Here is a 17,183-nt window from a genome sequence, read left to right as displayed (position 1 = left end):
CGAAGCTCACTCCCCCACCGGAACGGCACGCACGAAGCCACCGTCCACCATCAGGTTCGCCACGGTCTCCAGCTCCGGCGGACGGCCCGCCAGCCGCGACAAGAACGCATCGAAGTCGTCGCCGCACGGCAGCAGCAACCGCTCCACGCGCTCCGCCACCGTCCAGCCGTCCCGGTCCCGGGCGTCGTCAAAAGCGCAGAACCACACCGACCCCGCACCGCCACCGCGGACCTTCACCGCCAGCAACCCGCCCTGGACGAACGCGACACCCAGATAGTCCTTCGTCACATGGTCGCGCAGGCACTTGTTGACGTACACCAGATCGTTGACCGCAGCCTCCTCACGCACCGTGAAGAACGGCTGGTCGACCAACAACCCCAGCTCCGGATCGAGCGCAGCACCCACGGGTGCGCAACCACCCGCAGCCTTCAGGAACGAACGGTAGGCACCCGGCAGGCGGTACCCCAGGTCCTCTTCCACACCCTGCAGTTGCTGCTCGCTCACGGACACGGACCGCTTCGGCAGACCGAAATGGGTCGGCCGGGTCTCCTGCAACGGACGCGTACCACGCTTCGCATGGTCCACGGAAGCCGTCGCCATCCCACCGTGGTGCCGCAACAACGCCTTGACCTCGGTCGGCACCAACTCCAACCGGCGCGAACCCGCCACGTGATGCCACGTCCAGCCGTGCGGCGTCGCCACCGCCGGAACCGTGTCCCACAGTTCGTGGCCCGCGGCGTGCAACGCGGCGTTCGCCGACACGTAATCGGTGAGCCGCAGCTCATCAACGCCGAACCCCCCCGGCGGCTCGGCGATCTCCACGGCCGCCCGCGCATACGGCGAGAAGTCCGGATAGCCCCTCTCGTCCACCCACACACCCATCGGGTGACGGGCGGCCCGCACCGGATCCGGGAAGTGCACGACCTGCCCGGCGTAGGCCTTGTTCGGCGGCGCGGCAGCCCCCTGAGGGCCGGGGGATGCCCCCAGCCCGGTCGGACCTGTCGTCATGGCGGTTTGCCCCCTGCTGCATCTGGCTGGTTCACCACAGCCTATGCGGTGGGGCAACAGGGCCCACCCCCGCTCCACTTCCGTAACGAACCGTCACGATCACGTGACCCTCAGCCCGGAACGCCACGACACGGCACATGATTCAGCAACCCCGCTTCCTTACCGGCCACCCCATTTGGCAGGCTGTTCACGCAACTCGGGGGATTGCAGGGAGGGACAACAGCACCATGTACACGGCACCACACACCGCACCGGCCGCCACAGCGGGTGACCCCAGACTCAGCTGGAGCAGTGCGGAAGAGGCCGCCCGACCACCCGTACTCCGCTTCCGCCGCGACGGCATCCTGCCCACCGTGGCTGCCGCACTCTCCGTCCGCGGCGAGACCCTCACCTGCACCGCCGGCAAGGGCGAGCAGGCCCCCGCGCTCCACCCGCTCGTCAAGGACTTCCTCGACACCCTCACCAGCAAACAGCGCGAGCGCTTCACCGGCCGCTGCCCGGAGGCGATACTGCTCTCCCGCCACCTCACCGCAGCCGACGCCGCACGCTCCAAACGCGCCCAGCGCAAGCCCCTCAGCCACGGCGAAGCACGGCGCTCCCTCAAACACGCCAAACTCACCGCCCGCCACATCCGCGAGGACGGCGACCCCCTCCACGGCAGCTACGCCGCACCCTGCCGCAGCTGCACGGCCATGCTGTCCCACTTCGGCGTCCGCACCGTCGACCCGACCCGCACCGAGAACGGCTGAACGCGCACACATGCCCGACCGACCCTTCAGCACCACCCGCTTCCCCGTCGCCGTCGACGCCGCACTCCGCGACGCCGGCTGGCAACCGGGCCGCTGGAACATCAAACAGGCCGAACAATGGGCCGACACCCTCCGCGAACACGTCTCCCCCGGAGGCCACCGCCACGCCGTCTTCCCCGCGGCGATCGAAGCCTGGGCCGAATTCGGCACCCTCCTCATCGCACCACCCGGCCCCGGCCGCCACACCGCACCCACCACCGTGCGCTTCGACCCCCTCGCCGGACTCCACCTCGCCCGCACCCTGAAGGACCTCGGCCGCGCCCTCGACACCGACGTCGCCCCCCTCGGCGAAGAAGCCGACGCACGAGCCGTCCTCGCCATCGACACCGAAGGTCGCGTCTACAGCCTCGACCACACCGGGGACTGGTACCTCGGCCCGGACCTCGACCAAGCCCTCGGCGCCCTGGTCGCCGGCGTCCTGCCCGCCCGCCTGAGCACGTCCTGACGACGCCCTCTCCTCCCACAGACCACCGCACGCCCCGGGCACGCCCCGCACCACGCGGCCGCCGGACACAACGCACACCCCGCACCGCCCCACACACCGCGAACTCAGACCCCCGCACCCGGCGCCCGAGCCCGCGCACGGCAGCGCGCCGCCCCGTGCACCCCACGACCACCACGCCCAGCCCACAAGCTCTACACCGCCGAAACCCCCATCGGCAGCACCGCCGACACCCGGAACCCGCCCGCCTCCGTAGGCCCCGACACGAACACACCGCCCAACGCCGACACCCGCTCCCGCATCCCCACCAGGCCGTTCCCACCACTCGGCAGACCCGCGTCCGCCACACCCCGCTCCGACGGACCGTTCTCCACCTGCATCGCGATCTCCGCCTCACGATGGGCCACGCGCACCCACGTCCGGGCACCCGCCGCATGCTTGTGCACGTTGGTCAGGGCCTCCTGCACCACCCGGTACGCCGTCTGCTCCACCTCCGGCCGGTACTCCCGCAGTTCCCCCTGCACCACCAGCTCCACCGACATCCCGGCCTGCCGGGACTCCTCCACCAACCGCTCGAGATCCGCCAAGGCCGGGCCGTCCGCCCCCGGAACCCCCGCGGCTGCGGCCGCAGCCGCGGCGGCCGCAGCACCCACCGCCGCCAACGGCACCGGCTCGACCGCCCTGACCGGAACCCCCTCACCCGACCGCAGCACCCCGAGCATCTCCCGCAACTCCGTCAACGCCTGCCGGCCCATGTCCCCCACCAGCGCAGCGTTCTTCACCGCCTTCTGCGGATCCTTCAACGCGACCGCCTGCAAGGCCGCCGCATGCACCACCATCAGACTCACCCGGTGCGCCACCACGTCGTGCATCTCCCGGGCGATCCGCGTGCGCTCCTCGGTACGCGCCCACTGCGCCCGCTGCTCCGCCCGGTCCGCCAGCAACGACAGCTCCTGCTCCAGGCTGTCGGCCCGCTCCCGAAGACTCTCCATCAGCCGGCGCCGCGCGCCCACGTACAGACCGAGCAGCACCGGCGGCGCGGTCATCCCGACCGACATCACGGCCGACACCACCGGCACGTACCAGGACCCCGGGTCGAAGTCCGCAGAGGCGATGTCCTGCCTGGTCCGCACGAACGTCACGATCAACGTCCCCACCAGCGACATCCCGGCCAACGCGACGATGATCCGGCGGGGCGCCTCCGACGCGGCCAGGGTGTAGAGACCGACGATCCCCATCAGGAAGCCCATCTCGGCCGGAGTGATCGCGATCGACACGAGCACCACACCGACGGGCCACCGGCGCCGCAGCACCAGCACCGAACCGGCGATCAGCCCGAAGACGACCCCGAACGCCACCGGCAGCCCGGAGGTCTCCGCGAACGGAACACCCTCCAGCGCGCACTCGAGCGCCGACACCAGCGCAAGCGTGACGTCCAGGACCGCACTGCGCCGCCGCCCCCACCACAACCAAGCGCGGGCGTCGGCGCCCGCAGCGTCCTGCTGTGCCCCCGTTGTGGTCATGTCTCCCAGACTACGGAAGCACGCGAATGGTTTTCCGGGCACCCGACCGGCACCGATGGTGACAGCGCACATACGGAACGCACATCCACCACTCGAACTGGTGAATCATCTCTGCTTTCGATCCACGGGTGCTGAGCCCGGAGGAACCTGGTCGCCATGACGAGAACCGACACCCCGCGCACCGACGTCGAAGACCTCCGCGGGCAGGCCGTCGCCCTCCGGAGACAGGGCCTCAGCCTCCGCCAGATCCGCGACCGACTCCACATCGGGAACAACGACATCCTCAACAGACTCGTACAGGGCGAGCCGCCCCCGGATTGGACGAAGCGCCCGAACGCGAAGGACGACCTGCGCGAGCAGGCGCGGGAGCTGCGACTGCAGGGGATGACGTACGACCAGATCCAGCTGGAGCTCGGCTGCTCGAAGAGCTCGATCTCGCTGTGGGTGCGGGACTTGCCGAAGCCGCAAGGTCTGGACCCGGCGGAGCAGGCGCGATTGGCCGCACACAAGCGCTGGGCGCACGAGCGCCCACTCCGGGAAGCCGAGCGGCAGCAGACGAAGGAGGCGGCCCGGCAGGAGATCGGCGAACTGACCGAGCGGGAATTGTTCCTGGTCGGAGTGGGCCTCTACTGGGCGGAGGGCACCAAGGACAAACCCCATGCGCGCAGGGAAAGAGCCACCTTCGTCAATAGCGACCCTGGGATGATCGCGCTATTCCTGGCGTGGCTCGACCTGGTCGGGGTCGAGCGAGCACGCCTGAAGTTTCACGTGATGATCCACGAGTCGGCCGACGTGCGCGCGGCGGAGCAGTACTGGGCTGACGTCGTCGGGGCTGACCACACGGCATTCGGCAGGACCACGCTTAAACGGCACAACCCGAAGACCGTTCGAAAGAACGTGGGCGAGGGCTACCGGGGCTGCCTCGTCATCCACGTGAGACAAAGTGCCGACCTGTACCGTCGCATCGAAGGCTGGTGGTACGGCATAGTAGGGGCTGCATCCGCAGCCGATCTAGAAAATCGGACATAGCGGTAATCCCGGGTCGTCTAAGGGCAAGACGTCAGATTTTGGTTCTGATCATGGGGGTTCGAGTCCTCCCCCGGGAGCACGGACGCTGTGTTCGGGTCCTGACCTCCTAGGTCAGGACCCGCGGTCATTTCGCCCCTGAAACCCCCCGGTATCCTTCGGTTGTCCACCACCCGAAGCCGAAGGGCAATCCCGTGAGCGCCAACCGCCCGGCCGCCGTCGTCGTCCTCGCAGCGGGTGAGGGCACCCGCATGAAGTCGAAGACCCCCAAGGTCCTGCACGACATCGCCGGGCGTTCGCTCGTCGGGCACGTCGTGTCCGCCGCGAGGGAGCTCGATCCCGAGCACCTCGTCGTGGTCGTCGGCCACGCCAGCGAGCAGGTCGAGGAGCACCTCGGTACGCACTACGCCGGCACTCGCACCGCCTACCAGGCCGAGCAGAACGGCACGGGCCACGCCGTCCGGATGGCGCTGGAGGAGCTGGGGCCGGCCTGGGGGTCCCTCCAGGCGGGAGGTTCCGGCGCTGGGACCGTGGTCGTGGTCTGCGGAGACACTCCCCTCTTGTCCGGCGAGACGCTGACGGCGCTGGCTTCGACCCACGCGGCCGACGGCAACGCGGTGACGGTGCTGACCGCCGAGGTACCGGATTCGACGGGATACGGCCGGATCGTGCGCGATGCGGCCACGGGCGCGGTGACCGCGATCGTCGAGCACAAGGACGCGACCGAGGCCGAGCGGGCGATCCGGGAGATCAACTCGGGGGTGTTCGCGTTCGACGGCCAGCTGCTGGCGGACGCGCTGGGCAAGGTGCGTACGGACAACAGCCAGGGCGAGGAGTACCTGACGGACGTCCTCGGCATCCTGCGCGAGGCCGGGCACCGCGTGGGTGCGTCCGTCGCGGGTGACCATCGGGAGATCCTCGGCATCAACAACCGCGTGCAGCTCGCCGAGGCCCGGAGGCTGTTGAACGAGCGGCTGCTGGAGCGGGCGATGATGGCCGGCGTGACGGTTGTCGATCCGTCGTCGGTCCAGGTCGACGTGACGGTGACGTTCGAGCGTGACGCGGTCGTGCATCCGGGGACCCAGCTGCTGGGTGCCACGCACATCGGCGAGGACGCCGAGGTGGGCCCGAACACGCGGCTGCGGAACACGACGGTGGGTCGTGGTGCGCGGGTGGACAACGCGGTGGCGGACGACGCGGTGATCGGCGAGTCGGCTTCCGTGGGTCCGTACGCGTACCTGCGCCCGGGGACGAAGCTGGGACCGAAGGCCAAGGCCGGTACGTACGTCGAGATGAAGAACGCCACGATCGGCGAGGGGACGAAGGTCCCGCACCTGTCCTACGTCGGTGACGCGACGATCGGCGAGTACTCGAACATCGGCGCCTCGAGCGTGTTCGTGAACTACGACGGCGAGGCCAAGCACCACACGACGATCGGGTCCCACTGCAAGACGGGCTCGGACAACATGTTTGTTGCTCCTGTCACAGTCGGGGACGGCGCGTACACCGCGGCGGGCTCCGTCATCACCAAGGACGTGCCGCCCGGTTCACTGGCCGTCGCCCGTGGCCAGCAGCGGAATATCGAGGGTTGGGTGGCTCGCAAGCGCCCGGGGAGCGCAGCCGCGCAGGCGGCTCAGGCGGCGGCAGAGGTCGTCGAGCAAGAAGGCTGACCGGAAACAGGTGCGTCGATCTCGGCGTACCGTGATACGTGCACACCGAGGGTCCGGGGAAGTCCCCCGCTGGAACGCCGTGGCTGGCTCGTCGCACCAGGGACGGGCTGATCGTCAGCTGAGAAACACGTCTGAGGAGACAGTGCTGTGACCGGGATCAAGACGACCGGCGAGAAGAAGTTGATGCTCTTCTCCGGCCGCGCCCACCCCGAGCTGGCCGAGGAGGTCGCCCATCAGCTGGGGGTCGGTCTTGTGCCGACCAAGGCGTTCGATTTCGCCAATGGTGAGATCTACGTTCGCTTCCAGGAGTCGGCCCGTGGTGCCGACTGCTTCCTGATGCAGAGCCACACGGCTCCCATCAATAAGTGGATCATGGAGCAGTTGATCATGATCGATGCTCTGAAGCGGGCCTCGGCCCGGAGCATCACCGTGATCCTCCCGTTCTACGGATACGCCCGTCAGGACAAGAAGCACCGCGGTCGTGAGCCGATCTCGGCCCGCCTCATCGCGGACCTGATGAAAACCGCGGGTGCGGACCGGATCCTCACGGTGGACCTGCACACGGACCAGATCCAGGGCTTCTTCGACGGTCCGGTGGACCACTTGTTCGCGCTGCCGCTGCTGGCGGATTACGTGGGTGCGAAGGTCGACCGTTCGAAGCTGACGGTGGTGTCTCCGGACGCGGGTCGCGTGCGTGTGGCGGACCGTTGGTGCGACCGCCTGGACGCGCCGCTGGCGATCGTCCACAAGCGTCGTGACAAGGACGTGGCGAACCAGGTGACGGTCCACGAGGTCGTGGGCAACGTCGAGGGTCGGGTGTGCGTCCTGGTCGACGACATGATCGACACCGGTGGCACGATCTGCGCCGCGGCGGAGGCGCTGTTCGCGCACGGCGCGGAGGACGTCATCGTGACGGCGACGCACGGTGTGCTGTCCGGTCCGGCTGCGGACCGTCTGAAGAACTCGAAGGTGAGCGAGTTCGTGTTCACGAACACGCTGCCCGACCCGAGCAACCTGGAGCTGGACAAGATCACGGTGCTGTCGATCGCCCCGACGATCGCGCGCGCGGTGCGCGAGGTGTTCGAGGACGGTTCGGTGACGAGCCTCTTCGAGGAGCAGTGAGCCCGGTCTGATCGGGCGCTGAGCGAGATCGATTTCTGGGGCGGCCTCCCCGCCGAGTAGACTGCACGGGTTGCTCGGCGAGGGAGGCCGTACTCGTGTACGGCGGTCCGTTATCGACGCGCTCTTCGTAGCAGGCCAGTCGTGGCCGGGTGACCGTTGTTGTTCGTCACCACATTACGAGGAGTGCCGATGTCCGAGGTGAAGATCTCCGCGTCGATCCGTACCGAGTTCGGCAAGGGCGCCGCCCGTCGCATCCGCCGCGCGGACCAGGTTCCGGGCGTTCTGTACGGTCACGGTTCCGACCCGATCCACCTGACCCTGCCGGGCCACGAGCTGCTGCTGGCCCTGCGCACCCCGAACGTCCTGCTGGCGCTGGACGTCGAGGGCAAGAAGGAGCTCGCGATCCCGAAGGCCTCGCAGCGCGACCCGCTGAAGGGCTTCCTGGAGCACGTCGACCTGCTGCTGGTGAAGCGCGGCGAGAAGGTCACCGTCGAGGTTCCGGTCGCGACCGAGGGCGAGCTGGCCCCGGGCGGCAACCTGCTGGAGCACGTTCTGAACGCGCTTCCGGTCGAGGCTGAGGCCACGCACATCCCGGAGTCCTTCACCGTGTCCGTCGAGGGCCTGGAGGCCGGTGCGTCGGTGCTGGCGAAGGACGTCGCCCTGCCGAACGGCGTGACCCTGGCCGTCGAGGAGGACGCGGTCGTGCTGCAGGTCCTGGCCGCGCAGGCCGAGGAGCCGGCTGCCGAGGGTGAAGAAGAGGGCGAGGCCGTCGAGGGCGCCGAGGGTGCCGAGGCCTGAGTCGTACGCTCTGCTTGACGGGGTGGGGGGGGACGCGGACCCCCCCCCCCCCTCCCCCTCCCTTCCCCCCCAGGGTCGGGTCAGCGGCAGAGCTGCGGGGCCAGGGAGATCAGGAAGTCCGCGCCGATGCCGTGGAGGTCGACGGACGCCGGGGTCGTGTCGTGTGCGCGGGACTGGGCGTCGGCGGCCGGGGTGGCGTACCCGTACGGGCCGGGGCCGGGGCCGGGGCCGGTGCCGGTGCTGAACGCGAGTCCGCCCTGGTCGGTCTGCTCGACCTGCCCGTGCCGGGCGAGGACGGCGGCCAGGCGGCGCTGCAGACGGCCGCGGACGCGGGGGATCTCGGGGCGCCCGTCGGCGGCCGGGGGCAGGAAGGAGGTCACGGCCTTCTCGACGGCGCGCACCGGGCCCTGTATCTGGACGTCGGCCACGGGGTTCGTGCCGTGCAGGGTGACGGAGTACCGGGCGCCGGACGGCGCGGCCCACGCGAGGGTGGACGTGTTCGGCAGGAGACCGATCCGGTTGTACGTCGCCGCGCCCTGCAGGCGCATCGCGTGCCCGATCTCGTTCAGCAGCTCCAGGCGCCCCATCACGCGGGGGCCGTCCTTCGCGGCGCGTCCGGCGGCCTCGTCGTCGAGGACGGGAAGGACCAGGCGCAGCACGTCACGCGCGATGACGGCCGGGCTCACGCTCTCGAGGTGGAGGTTGGGGCGGGTCGGCTCGCGGTCGGGGAGCTGCCAACCGATCTGCGTGTCCCAGGTGCGGGCGACCAGGACCAGGGCGCGGCCGCCCTGCACAAGCCGGGCGGCGGGGTACCTGACGGTCCACCACGCGGTGTGGGGCTCGACGGTCCAGGGGAGACCGGCGCGCTCCGGGAGGAGGGCGGCGACGCGTCCGGCGAGGGTCTGGGCGGGGCAGACGGGGCGGGCGGGGGCGGTGGCGGTCGGGGTCATGGCGAGGGCCTTTCGAGGGGGCCGCCCCCGGGAGCAGTCCGGGGGCGCGGCCTGGCGGGCGGGTCAGATCAGGTGCGTGGTGGTGGCGAGCAGCAGGTCGACACCGAGGGCGCCGATCTCGGCGACCACGCGCCGGGTGTCGTCGGCGTGGTCGGCGGGCTCGTCCGTCGACGGGAGCGCGACGAAGCCGGAGGGGAAGCGGCGGGCGCCGAACGTGACCTCGTGGTCGTCGACCGGACTGAGCCAGGTGAAGCGGTCCGTCAGGAGCCGCGTGAAGGCGCTTCCGGCGCGCTCCTCGTGCCGGCGTACGGGGTCCCGACGATCGACAGGAAGGCGTACAGGCCGCTCACGGGCCCGTCGTAGGTCAGGGTGATGTTCCGGTCCTGGCCGTGCACCCTCAGCTCCCACGTGCCGCCCGTGGCGGACTTCCACGTCAGGCCGGGGCCGTTCATGCCCGTGGTGGGGGTGACGATGGCGCCGAGGTCCAGCAGGGCGTACCCGACTTCCGACAGCTCCGCCCATCGGTCGGTGAGGACCTGGTCCCATCCCTTGGCGCGGCCGGTCTCGTGCGCCTGGTCGCGGTCGAGGTCGGGGAGGACGGACAACATCACGCGAGCTGCGAGCGTCACGACGGCGCCCGGGTCGGTCGCGTCGACCACCACGTCGGGGTGGACGGGGAACATGCCGGGCCGGTCGGCGAAGACTTCGATGCGGCCCGCTTCCTCGGCCACGATCAGGGCGTGACGGCCGTTCGTGAGCCGGGACGTGGGGACGTTGTTGCGGATGCTGTACGGGGCGGGGCCGACGGTCCAGCGGGCGCTCTGGCGGGCGGGCAGGAACGCGGCGAGCGGCGCGGCGGTCTCGGCGGGGGTGATGGCGGACACGGTCACTGCGGTCTTCCTTCGTTCGGGACATCCGGCGCGGTGCTCTCCGGCCGGGTGATGTGGTCATGCGGGTGGTGCTTGCGTCGCGCCCGGGGGCGGCTCGTACGTCCGGCCCCGGGGCGCGGCGGGCTGTGTGGCCGTCGGCCAGTGGGCCGGGCGGGTGCGGCTTGTGTCGCGTCCCGCCCGGCGGGGCTGGTCAGTTGAGGGAGTCGTACAGCTCCCGCGCGGCGACGGCGGCGGCGTTGCGGTGGCTGTCGTCGTCGCAGGTGGCGATGGTGGCGCCGAGGTGGGAGACCATGCGGACGGCGGGGTGCGTGACGCCCTGGTCGCTGACGTGGCACGGCAGGCGGCGGTCGTTGAGGCCGTAGGTCACGGTCGGGCCGTAGGCGTCGTGGGCGCGGCGCAGCGCCATGGGGGTGCCCGGGGTCGGGATCTCGACGGCGGCCGGGACGGCGGGCCGGTTGCTGCGGTGCTCGGTGTCGGCGGCGATGGACTGCGCCAGGAGGGCGTGCTTCCAGTGCAGGGTGAACGCGGCTTCGAGGGCGGCCTTGATGCTCTCCTGGTCCTCCGGGCCGTTGGGGGCGGCGAGGTAGTGGCCGTGGAGGGCGAGCAGGCGGGCGAACAGGTCGCCTTCCTTGGCGATCAGCACGGGGCCTCCGGGGAGCAGCGACGGGGGCAGGTCGACCTCGTTGCCGAACACGGGGGCGGTGACGTACTGGCTGAACCGGGGCGGGAAGCCGATGGCCGGGTGAGCGGCGGCGATCTCGTCGGCGGTGCGAAGGGCGTGCGAGGCGTCCCAGTCGATCGTGTTCGTGATCACGATGCCGTCCCAGGTGCCGGGTTCCTCGGTCTCCAGCGAGTGAGCGGCGGTGTCCAGCAGGGTGGCAATGTCCAGCAGGGCGGTGCGGTCCTCAGCGTTCGGCACGGGCGCGGAGTTCTCAGCGCGATTGCGGGCGATGGCGGCGATGGTGCGAGCGCGGTGGGCGGCGGCGATGGCGCTGGGCGTGGCGGGCATGGGTGTCTCCGTCTCCGGGGTGTGCTGGGTGAAGGTGGGGGGCCGGGGCACGGCGGGGGGAGGGCCGCGCCCCGGCGGTCAGGGGCCGGTCAGGCGGCGATCAGCGCGGCGCGGACGGCCTTGTACTCGGCCTTGCGCGGCTTGTACTGCGCGGCGATCTGGGCGACCTGGGCGCGGGTGTACCGGTAGACGGTCTTGACGATGTTCCGGGCGCCGTTGAAGGAGCGGCGGATGCGGGCGCGGCGGCCCTTGACGCCCTTCTTCTTCGCGACGGTGCGCAGGGCGTCAGCAACGCCTTCGACGGTCTTGCGGTCGGCGCCGGTGGCGATGATGTGGGTGACCAGGGAGCGGGCGCCGGTGCGGACACGGCGGGCGGCCTGGGCGACGGTGCGGCGCTGGGCGGAGGCGGCGCGGTTGGCGCGGACGCGGTCGCGGAGTACGCGGCGGGCGGCGACAGAAGCCATGGGGTGATCGTTCGTTCGGGACTTGTTGGCGGTGCTCTCCGCCAACCCCTTGATAGTACAGCAATGAGACTCGCGGGCGCCACAAGATCCCGGGAAGATTCGAAGGTTTCGCAGTTAGAACGGCGAGCATCGCGGTTCGCGATGTGCGCCGGAAGTCTCACGGCTGCACTGTCCTCGCGGCCTAGAACAGGGTGTCAGCTTGCTCGGGGAACGTCCCGGCCGGCCTACGGGCATCGGGGGTGCGCACGGCCGTCGACTCCTCCCCGAACAGCGGCACGGTGCCGCACTCGTCGGGCACGGCGGGGACGGGGCGGTCGGCCGCGTCCGGGGCGGCCGGGGCGTCGCGGTCGAAGTCGGCGGGCACCATGCGCAGCCAGTTGCGCCCGGGGAGCTTGGCGGCGGTCACTGCGGTCTCCTGTCCGGGGGCCAGCCGGGGGCGCGAGCAGTGCGCCCCCGGTTGGGGTCAACGGGCGGTCAGTCCTCGTTGTGCTGTGCCCACAGGGTGTCCAGGGCGAACAGCGCGGCGGCGAACTCCTCGGTGCCCGGGACGGCGTCGAGCCGGGCGAGCAGCTTCCGCCCGGCCGCCACGGCGTGCGGGGTGCCGTCGGCGTCCGTCCAGGCGTACGCCGGGCGTCCGGCTACCGTCGCGCACAGGTCGGCGTACTCGGTCTCCCCCTTGCACTGCGGCGGGACCCCGGGGCCGCACTGACGGTTGCCCATCGTGGCGCAGTCCCAACCGGACTCGTCCTCGTCGACGTAGCCGTCCCGGTTGTCGTCGCCCATCAGGTCGGCGTGTCCGTCGGTCCAGCCGTCGTTGTACGCCTCCACCACGTCGGCCTGCGTGACGGTGGGGGCGGTCGCGAAGTCGGCCGGGGTGGCGTCGGAGGCGCCGAGGGTCCCCAGGACGCCGAGGGCGATCACGGCGGCTCCAGCGGCCAGGAGCGCGGCGGGGTTCGAGCGGCGGGCGTTGCGGCGCGGCATGCGCATGGTGGTGATCCTTCGTTCGGGACTCCCGGGGTTGCTCGACCCCGGGCCGCCGGGTGGCGGGGCTCCAGAACGTACACAGCCGACCCGGAAAAGTACAGCCATGAGATCGGCATGGAGGCGGCCATGTCGCTTCACCTGCACGTTTACAGATTCTTACGCGACTCCTGTTGCTCTAGAGTCGCATTGCTGTACTGTTCTCTCAGTGGTTCACACCGCGCCCCGGCAGAGCAACCGGGGCAAGTCCCGAACGAAGGAAGTCACCATGCCCGTGTCCCTCGACAAGACCCCCGCACCCCTCCCGGAAGACATGGACAGCGCCCCCGCCTACCGCGTCGAACTCCGCAAGCTCACCGCCCTCTGGTTCGTCATCGCCGACGACGAGGGCCAGTGGACCCGCCAGGACCGCGGCCCCGCCCGCGACGTCCTTCACGTCGAGCGCGCCGCCGACCACGACGTTGAGCGCGCCATGCAGCGCGACGACATCCGCGCCGAACTCTCCGCCGCCCCCGGCCACACCCTCACCGAGGTCTACGCCGTCAGCGCCGCGCACGCCGCCGGACTCGCCCGCCGGGAGTTCTACGGCGCCCAAGCGATCGAGGCCGCCGAGACCATCACCTTCGGCCAGTTCGACGCCTGACAGACCCGCATCGCCCGCCGCCACCCCCCGGCGGGCGGTGCGCCCCGCCCTCGTGGCCGGCACACGCCGGGTACGGGCGCAGGGCGCACCGCCCCACCCCACCAGTCCCGGAGAGCAACCGGGACGTCCCGAACGAAGGAACACCCGGTGATCACTGCCACGGAGCGCGCCGACTGGATGGCGCTGCAGATCTTCATCGCTGCCAGGGAGCACAACGGCCGCGTCGTCACCCACGACCTTGTCGACGCCGTCATGAGCCGCGACGCCGACAAGGAGCAGGGCAAGGCGAACAAGGAGATGGTGCGCCGCATCATCCGCAAGCGCGCCGAGTCCGAGGGCGTACGGGTCATCTTCACCGAGGATGAGCGGTACTGGGCCATCCGCGAACAGCTCCACCACATGACCACCGACGCGGTTCACGCGCTGCGCGACGAGATCACCGAGGGCGGCGACGACGACCCGCGCGGCTGGGACAAGGCCCTGACGAACGCCATCTCCGTCCGCCTCTCCCACCGTCAGCAGACGCGCCGCCTACAGGGCTGCAAGCCGGTCTCGATCCGCCTGTGGCGCATGCCCCGCCCGGCCGCCGTGGAGGAGCGCCCCGCCCCCGCCGAGGAGACCGCCCTGGCCGCGCCCGACACCACCACCCTGTACGCCGCCCTGGCCGCGTACGAGTCCACCGTGCACGCCTCCCTCGGCGGTGCGCCCCGCGACCTCGCCAACCTCGACCGCCACCTGCTCACCCTGGGGAAGATCTCCGCCCCGGAGCACCACCTCGAGATCCTCGAGACCCGCGCGGACGTCGAGGAGGCGTGGGAGGCCCTGCGCACCGCCGGGAACCTTCGGGCCCGCAACGCCGCCCACGACCAGGCGCGCGCCGCCGTCGAGCGGGCCCGCGCGGTGATCCTGGCCGTAGCTCCCCGTGCGCACCGGATGCACGGCACGGACATGCCCGGCACCGCCGAGGAGATCCGCGTCGCGGCCTTGGCGTACAACGCCGTCGACGCCACTCCCGAGGAGCTGTCCGCCGTCGCCACCGGCACGCCCACCGTGCGCGTGCACTGCCGTAGCGACTCCGGCCTCGGATGGACCGTCACCGCGACGATCACGGCCGGACTGGACTCGCCCATCGGGTACGCCCCCGCGCACCCGCCGATCGTCGTGAAGTTCCGCAAGCGGGACGGCCGCGAGGACGCCGCCGAGAACACCCGCCGCGTGCTCGGCAGCCGGTTCAGCGTCGCCGTCCCCGTCGAGTACATCCGCGACCGCCGTCCCTGACCCGCCCCGGCGCCGCCCGGCCGAAGGGGTCGGGCGGCGCCCCACGGGCCCATACGCGCCCGCGCGCGTGTGGACGGTCCCAGAAGTCCCATAACCCCGCCTGTCTGCCCTGTTGCCCCTGTCTTGGCGTCCGGGCCCGCCGTGGTCCGTTCGCCGCTCCGAGGAAGGTTCCTGCCCATGACTGCGCTGCCGTCCTGGCTCCGCTCCCACCTGCACGCCGTCGAGTCGCCGAGGTGGACGTTCGAGTCGTTCGCCGACGAGGTGGCCCGCCTGTTGGGTCTGCCGCCGACCATGCGCACCGGGGAGTTCGAGCGCAGTTCCGAGACGGACCACGTCTGGCTGCTGTGGAAGTCCGACCGGTACGGGGCGGTGCTGCTGATGGACCGTCCGGCGGGGGAGCTGCGTCAGGCCATGGTCGTCAAGGTGATCTGGCACAACTCGCCGGACCCGGCCGACGTCGCCGCGATGATCCGGGCGTACGAGCGGCGCGGGCGTGTCCAGTCCCTTCGGTCCCGACTGGCCCGGGTGCTGCGCAGCCGCTGAGCCCTTGAGTGTGCCGGTCGCAGTCCCGCGGCCGGCCTCCCCGCGGCGGAGAGCTACCGCCGTACCCCGAGGAAGGAATGAGCGCGTGAGCGCGTACGTAGAGATCCCCCGCCCGTACGAGTCGGCCCCTGGACGGTTCACCGTCGACCTGGTGTTCCCCGCCGCGTCGAAGCGCAGGGCGAAGCAGCACCATGACGTGGCGTGGACCCTGGCCGACGTCCACGGCGTGGAGGCGTCCACCCCGTTCGCCCTGAACCCTCGCTGGTCGTACTACAAGGAGATCTGCGGGACCGACGAGCGGTATGGCGGGCTCGACGACCGGCGCCTGACGGTGCAGGGCAGCGCGCGGGCTCTGGCCCGGTACCTGGCCGCCCTGACGCGGGTGTTGGACGCCGTGGAAGGTCTCGCCACCCGCGCGGTCCGGGCGTTCGGGGCGTGGAAGCGCTCTGTGGCCGCTGAGCCGCACTTGGAGTACGAGGACGCGTCGACCATGCGCGTACGGTCCCGGGAGTTCCGTGCGGACGCCCTGAGCGCCCTGGTGCGCGGTCTGCGCGGGGGCGTGCTGGACTCCCCGGGGCGTGACAGCTCCCGGCCGCTGTGGGAGCAGCATGGGGCCGTGGCCGCCGAGGTGTGGGCGCACGTCGGTGGCGTCGACCTGACGGAGGCCCCTGAAGAGGACGTCGCCGCGTACCTGGCCCGGATGATGCCGGAGGAGCCGGAGCAGGGCGAGTTGTTCGCGGTCCAGGAGGTCACCGTGCGGTCTGTGCCGGCCCCGGCGTCGAGCGGCCCCACGACGGCCGTGCCCGTGCCCGTTGTTCTCCTCCTGGCGGGCGTACGGCGGGAGGGCCCCGGGCGGTACGGCACCGCAGCCTGACCGGCCCCGAGTTCGACAGCTCCCCCGCGAGTCTCGAATGGCGCAGCAAGGAGACTCGCGGGGGCGTACTGCGCCCGTTCCCATGGGGTACTACACATGAGAGTCTCATTGCTGTACTGTCTTCCGTGTTGGCGGAGAGCACCGCCAACGTCCCGAAGGAAGGAACACCGCAGATGAACGCTGTCCTGGCTATCAAGCCCCTGGCACAGCTCACCGCGCAGTACGGGCCGATGCGCACCGTGCTGAACTCCAGCGCCCCCACCGACGTCCCCCGCGAACAGGCCGACGTCTACCGCTTCAACATCCTGGGCGGGAAGGGCAAGCGAGAATCCGTCGTAAACGGCGCGGACGGTAAGCCGATCCTGATCATTCGGTTCGTCGAGTACATCGACCCGGTGACTCAGCGGACCCGGTACGGCGTCGACTACTGGTCGGTCCTGCGGTACTGGGCCAGCGACCACGAGACGGGCGCCATGGCGGAGCTGTCGTACGAGAAGGCCGTGCGAGACGAAGTCCGGCACACGCGGCTCCAGCTCGCCCCGGAGCGGTTCACGCGAGGCGTGGCCAGCTTCTACGACGTCACCGACGTGATCTGACCGGTCCGGTCTCCTCGCCGGGGCGTGGCACCTGCCGCGTCCCGGCCCCACCCCCACTCGCCACACGCTTCCCGAGGAGCCCCATGTCCATCACCGCCACCGCCGTCGTCGCCGCTACCGCCGAGCGCCCCACCTACCCGGAGTGCCGCCGCTCCTGGATGCAGGAGCCCGAAGCCCCCACCTGCTTCGCGTGGATCACCGCGCGGGCCATCTACCGCGCCGAGCAGGCCGAGTTGCGCGCCGACAACGCGCTGCGCTCGATGACCGGCAACCGCTCCGAGGTTCGCTACTGGGCCGCCCACCCGGAGGAGCGCAACGCCCGGCACAAGGCCCTCACGAGCGAGCGTGACAACGCCTGGACGGAGATACGCACGTTGCTCGCCCGCCGCGCGGAGTGCACGTGCATCGGGCCGGACATGCCGCGGTGACCGCGTAGCCACCCCCACCGGCCGGGGGGGGGGGGGGGGCGGGGCCGAGCGGGGACGCCCCCCCCCCCCCCCCCCCACCCCCACCCGCACCCCCCCACCCCCCCCCCCACACCAACCACCCACCCCCCA

The 17,183-nt window shown here is 71.1% G+C and carries 20 protein-coding genes and 1 tRNA gene; 13 read left to right on the top strand and 8 right to left on the bottom strand.

Annotated features, from left to right (window positions below; genetic code table 11):
* Positions 1-6: 6 nt before the first annotated feature.
* The gene (locus tag ACFXOM_RS29055) at positions 7-1,008 is read right to left on the bottom strand and encodes an SMI1/KNR4 family protein (RefSeq protein ID WP_384939052.1); all 1,002 of its coding nucleotides are present in this window, start codon (positions 1,006-1,008) and stop codon (positions 7-9) included.
* Positions 1,009-1,235: 227 nt separating this feature from the next.
* On the opposite strand from ACFXOM_RS29055, the gene ACFXOM_RS29050 reads away from it, so the two are divergent.
* Both ACFXOM_RS29050 and ACFXOM_RS29045 read left to right on the top strand, forming a co-directional pair.
* On the top strand, positions 1,236-1,757 hold the full coding sequence (locus ACFXOM_RS29050; RefSeq protein ID WP_384939050.1) for a YwqJ-related putative deaminase: 522 nt from the start codon (positions 1,236-1,238) through the stop codon (positions 1,755-1,757).
* A 10-nt stretch (positions 1,758-1,767) separates the two neighbouring features.
* Entirely contained in the window at positions 1,768-2,262 is a 495-nt protein-coding gene (locus ACFXOM_RS29045; RefSeq protein WP_385040235.1) for an SUKH-3 domain-containing protein, read from the top strand.
* A gap of 191 nt (positions 2,263-2,453) precedes the next feature.
* Here ACFXOM_RS29045 and ACFXOM_RS29040 read toward each other — a convergent pair whose 3' ends face one another.
* Positions 2,454-3,782 carry a sensor histidine kinase gene (locus ACFXOM_RS29040; RefSeq protein WP_384939046.1) on the bottom strand — a complete coding sequence of 443 codons (1,329 nt, stop codon included), beginning with the start codon at positions 3,780-3,782 and terminating at the stop codon, positions 2,454-2,456.
* A 156-nt stretch (positions 3,783-3,938) separates the two neighbouring features.
* On the opposite strand from ACFXOM_RS29040, the gene ACFXOM_RS29035 reads away from it, so the two are divergent.
* The 5 genes from ACFXOM_RS29035 (at position 3,939) to ACFXOM_RS29015 (ending at position 8,398) form a co-directional block, all read left to right on the top strand.
* Positions 3,939-4,811 (top strand): hypothetical protein, encoded by an 873-nt coding sequence (locus ACFXOM_RS29035; protein ID WP_384945523.1) that lies wholly within the window; start codon positions 3,939-3,941, stop codon positions 4,809-4,811.
* A 6-nt stretch (positions 4,812-4,817) separates the two neighbouring features.
* Positions 4,818-4,888: transfer RNA gene (locus ACFXOM_RS29030), tRNA-Gln, on the top strand.
* A 114-nt stretch (positions 4,889-5,002) separates the two neighbouring features.
* Positions 5,003-6,478, top strand: coding sequence for a bifunctional UDP-N-acetylglucosamine diphosphorylase/glucosamine-1-phosphate N-acetyltransferase GlmU (glmU, locus tag ACFXOM_RS29025; RefSeq protein ID WP_385040232.1), 1,476 nt, complete (start codon positions 5,003-5,005; stop codon positions 6,476-6,478).
* Between the two features lie 147 nt (positions 6,479-6,625).
* Positions 6,626-7,600, top strand: a complete 975-nt coding sequence (locus ACFXOM_RS29020) for a ribose-phosphate diphosphokinase (RefSeq protein WP_384939040.1) — start codon at positions 6,626-6,628, stop codon at positions 7,598-7,600.
* A 189-nt stretch (positions 7,601-7,789) separates the two neighbouring features.
* Positions 7,790-8,398, top strand: coding sequence for a 50S ribosomal protein L25/general stress protein Ctc (locus ACFXOM_RS29015; protein ID WP_384939038.1), 609 nt, complete (start codon positions 7,790-7,792; stop codon positions 8,396-8,398).
* A gap of 80 nt (positions 8,399-8,478) precedes the next feature.
* Here the strand turns inward: ACFXOM_RS29015 and ACFXOM_RS29010 are convergent, their stop codons facing one another.
* From ACFXOM_RS29010 to ACFXOM_RS28985, 6 genes are all read right to left on the bottom strand, one after another.
* On the bottom strand, positions 8,479-9,348 hold the full coding sequence (locus ACFXOM_RS29010) for a hypothetical protein (protein ID WP_385040229.1): 870 nt from the start codon (positions 9,346-9,348) through the stop codon (positions 8,479-8,481).
* Between the two features lie 260 nt (positions 9,349-9,608).
* Positions 9,609-10,238: a hypothetical protein gene (locus ACFXOM_RS29005; protein WP_385040226.1), complete on the bottom strand. Its 630-nt coding sequence runs from the start codon at positions 10,236-10,238 to the stop codon at positions 9,609-9,611.
* Between the two features lie 190 nt (positions 10,239-10,428).
* Positions 10,429-11,247: a hypothetical protein gene (locus tag ACFXOM_RS29000; protein WP_385040224.1), complete on the bottom strand. Its 819-nt coding sequence runs from the start codon at positions 11,245-11,247 to the stop codon at positions 10,429-10,431.
* Positions 11,248-11,336: 89 nt separating this feature from the next.
* Positions 11,337-11,711 (bottom strand): hypothetical protein, encoded by a 375-nt coding sequence (locus ACFXOM_RS28995; RefSeq protein ID WP_385040221.1) that lies wholly within the window; start codon positions 11,709-11,711, stop codon positions 11,337-11,339.
* 181 nt (positions 11,712-11,892) lie between these two features.
* Positions 11,893-12,117 carry a hypothetical protein gene (locus tag ACFXOM_RS28990; RefSeq protein WP_385040218.1) on the bottom strand — a complete coding sequence of 75 codons (225 nt, stop codon included), beginning with the start codon at positions 12,115-12,117 and terminating at the stop codon, positions 11,893-11,895.
* A 68-nt stretch (positions 12,118-12,185) separates the two neighbouring features.
* Positions 12,186-12,698: a hypothetical protein gene (locus tag ACFXOM_RS28985; RefSeq protein ID WP_385040216.1), complete on the bottom strand. Its 513-nt coding sequence runs from the start codon at positions 12,696-12,698 to the stop codon at positions 12,186-12,188.
* 262 nt (positions 12,699-12,960) lie between these two features.
* Here ACFXOM_RS28985 and ACFXOM_RS28980 point away from each other — a divergent pair, with 262 nt between their 5' ends.
* The 6 genes from ACFXOM_RS28980 (at position 12,961) to ACFXOM_RS28955 (ending at position 17,054) form a co-directional block, all read left to right on the top strand.
* Positions 12,961-13,335, top strand: coding sequence for a hypothetical protein (locus ACFXOM_RS28980; RefSeq protein ID WP_385040214.1), 375 nt, complete (start codon positions 12,961-12,963; stop codon positions 13,333-13,335).
* Positions 13,336-13,482: 147 nt separating this feature from the next.
* Positions 13,483-14,613: a hypothetical protein gene (locus tag ACFXOM_RS28975; protein WP_385040211.1), complete on the top strand. Its 1,131-nt coding sequence runs from the start codon at positions 13,483-13,485 to the stop codon at positions 14,611-14,613.
* A gap of 177 nt (positions 14,614-14,790) precedes the next feature.
* Positions 14,791-15,156, top strand: coding sequence for a hypothetical protein (locus ACFXOM_RS28970; RefSeq protein WP_385040209.1), 366 nt, complete (start codon positions 14,791-14,793; stop codon positions 15,154-15,156).
* Positions 15,157-15,241: 85 nt separating this feature from the next.
* Positions 15,242-16,030, top strand: coding sequence for a hypothetical protein (locus ACFXOM_RS28965; protein WP_385040207.1), 789 nt, complete (start codon positions 15,242-15,244; stop codon positions 16,028-16,030).
* A 173-nt stretch (positions 16,031-16,203) separates the two neighbouring features.
* Complete coding sequence (locus tag ACFXOM_RS28960; protein ID WP_385040205.1) at positions 16,204-16,626, top strand: hypothetical protein; 423 nt, start codon at positions 16,204-16,206, stop codon at positions 16,624-16,626.
* Between the two features lie 83 nt (positions 16,627-16,709).
* The gene (locus ACFXOM_RS28955) at positions 16,710-17,054 is read left to right on the top strand and encodes a hypothetical protein (protein WP_385040202.1); all 345 of its coding nucleotides are present in this window, start codon (positions 16,710-16,712) and stop codon (positions 17,052-17,054) included.
* Positions 17,055-17,183 lie beyond the last annotated feature (129 nt).

It is taken from the genome of Streptomyces sp. NPDC059169, from assembly GCF_042755225.1.
Taxonomy (GTDB): domain Bacteria; phylum Actinomycetota; class Actinomycetes; order Streptomycetales; family Streptomycetaceae; genus Streptomyces.
Note: the sequence above shows the minus strand (reverse complement) of the source record. Positions and strands in the feature narration are given on the sequence as shown.

Bases quoted from the DNA above. Each gene is read 5' to 3' on its own strand.
- ACFXOM_RS29055 (WP_384939052.1), bottom strand. From the start codon at position 1,008: ATGACGACAGGTCCGACCGGGCTGGGGGCATCCCCCGGCCCTCAGGGG.
- ACFXOM_RS29050 (WP_384939050.1), top strand. From the start codon at position 1,236: ATGTACACGGCACCACACACCGCACCGGCCGCCACAGCGGGTGACCCC.
- ACFXOM_RS29045 (WP_385040235.1), top strand. From the start codon at position 1,768: ATGCCCGACCGACCCTTCAGCACCACCCGCTTCCCCGTCGCCGTCGAC.
- ACFXOM_RS29040 (WP_384939046.1), bottom strand. From the start codon at position 3,782: ATGACCACAACGGGGGCACAGCAGGACGCTGCGGGCGCCGACGCCCGC.
- ACFXOM_RS29035 (WP_384945523.1), top strand. From the start codon at position 3,939: ATGACGAGAACCGACACCCCGCGCACCGACGTCGAAGACCTCCGCGGG.
- ACFXOM_RS29015 (WP_384939038.1), top strand. From the start codon at position 7,790: ATGTCCGAGGTGAAGATCTCCGCGTCGATCCGTACCGAGTTCGGCAAG.
- ACFXOM_RS29010 (WP_385040229.1), bottom strand. From the start codon at position 9,348: ATGACCCCGACCGCCACCGCCCCCGCCCGCCCCGTCTGCCCCGCCCAG.
- ACFXOM_RS29000 (WP_385040224.1), bottom strand. From the start codon at position 11,247: ATGCCCGCCACGCCCAGCGCCATCGCCGCCGCCCACCGCGCTCGCACC.
- ACFXOM_RS28995 (WP_385040221.1), bottom strand. From the start codon at position 11,711: ATGGCTTCTGTCGCCGCCCGCCGCGTACTCCGCGACCGCGTCCGCGCC.
- ACFXOM_RS28985 (WP_385040216.1), bottom strand. From the start codon at position 12,698: ATGCGCATGCCGCGCCGCAACGCCCGCCGCTCGAACCCCGCCGCGCTC.
- ACFXOM_RS28980 (WP_385040214.1), top strand. From the start codon at position 12,961: ATGCCCGTGTCCCTCGACAAGACCCCCGCACCCCTCCCGGAAGACATG.
- ACFXOM_RS28970 (WP_385040209.1), top strand. From the start codon at position 14,791: ATGACTGCGCTGCCGTCCTGGCTCCGCTCCCACCTGCACGCCGTCGAG.
- ACFXOM_RS28960 (WP_385040205.1), top strand. From the start codon at position 16,204: ATGAACGCTGTCCTGGCTATCAAGCCCCTGGCACAGCTCACCGCGCAG.
- ACFXOM_RS28955 (WP_385040202.1), top strand. From the start codon at position 16,710: ATGTCCATCACCGCCACCGCCGTCGTCGCCGCTACCGCCGAGCGCCCC.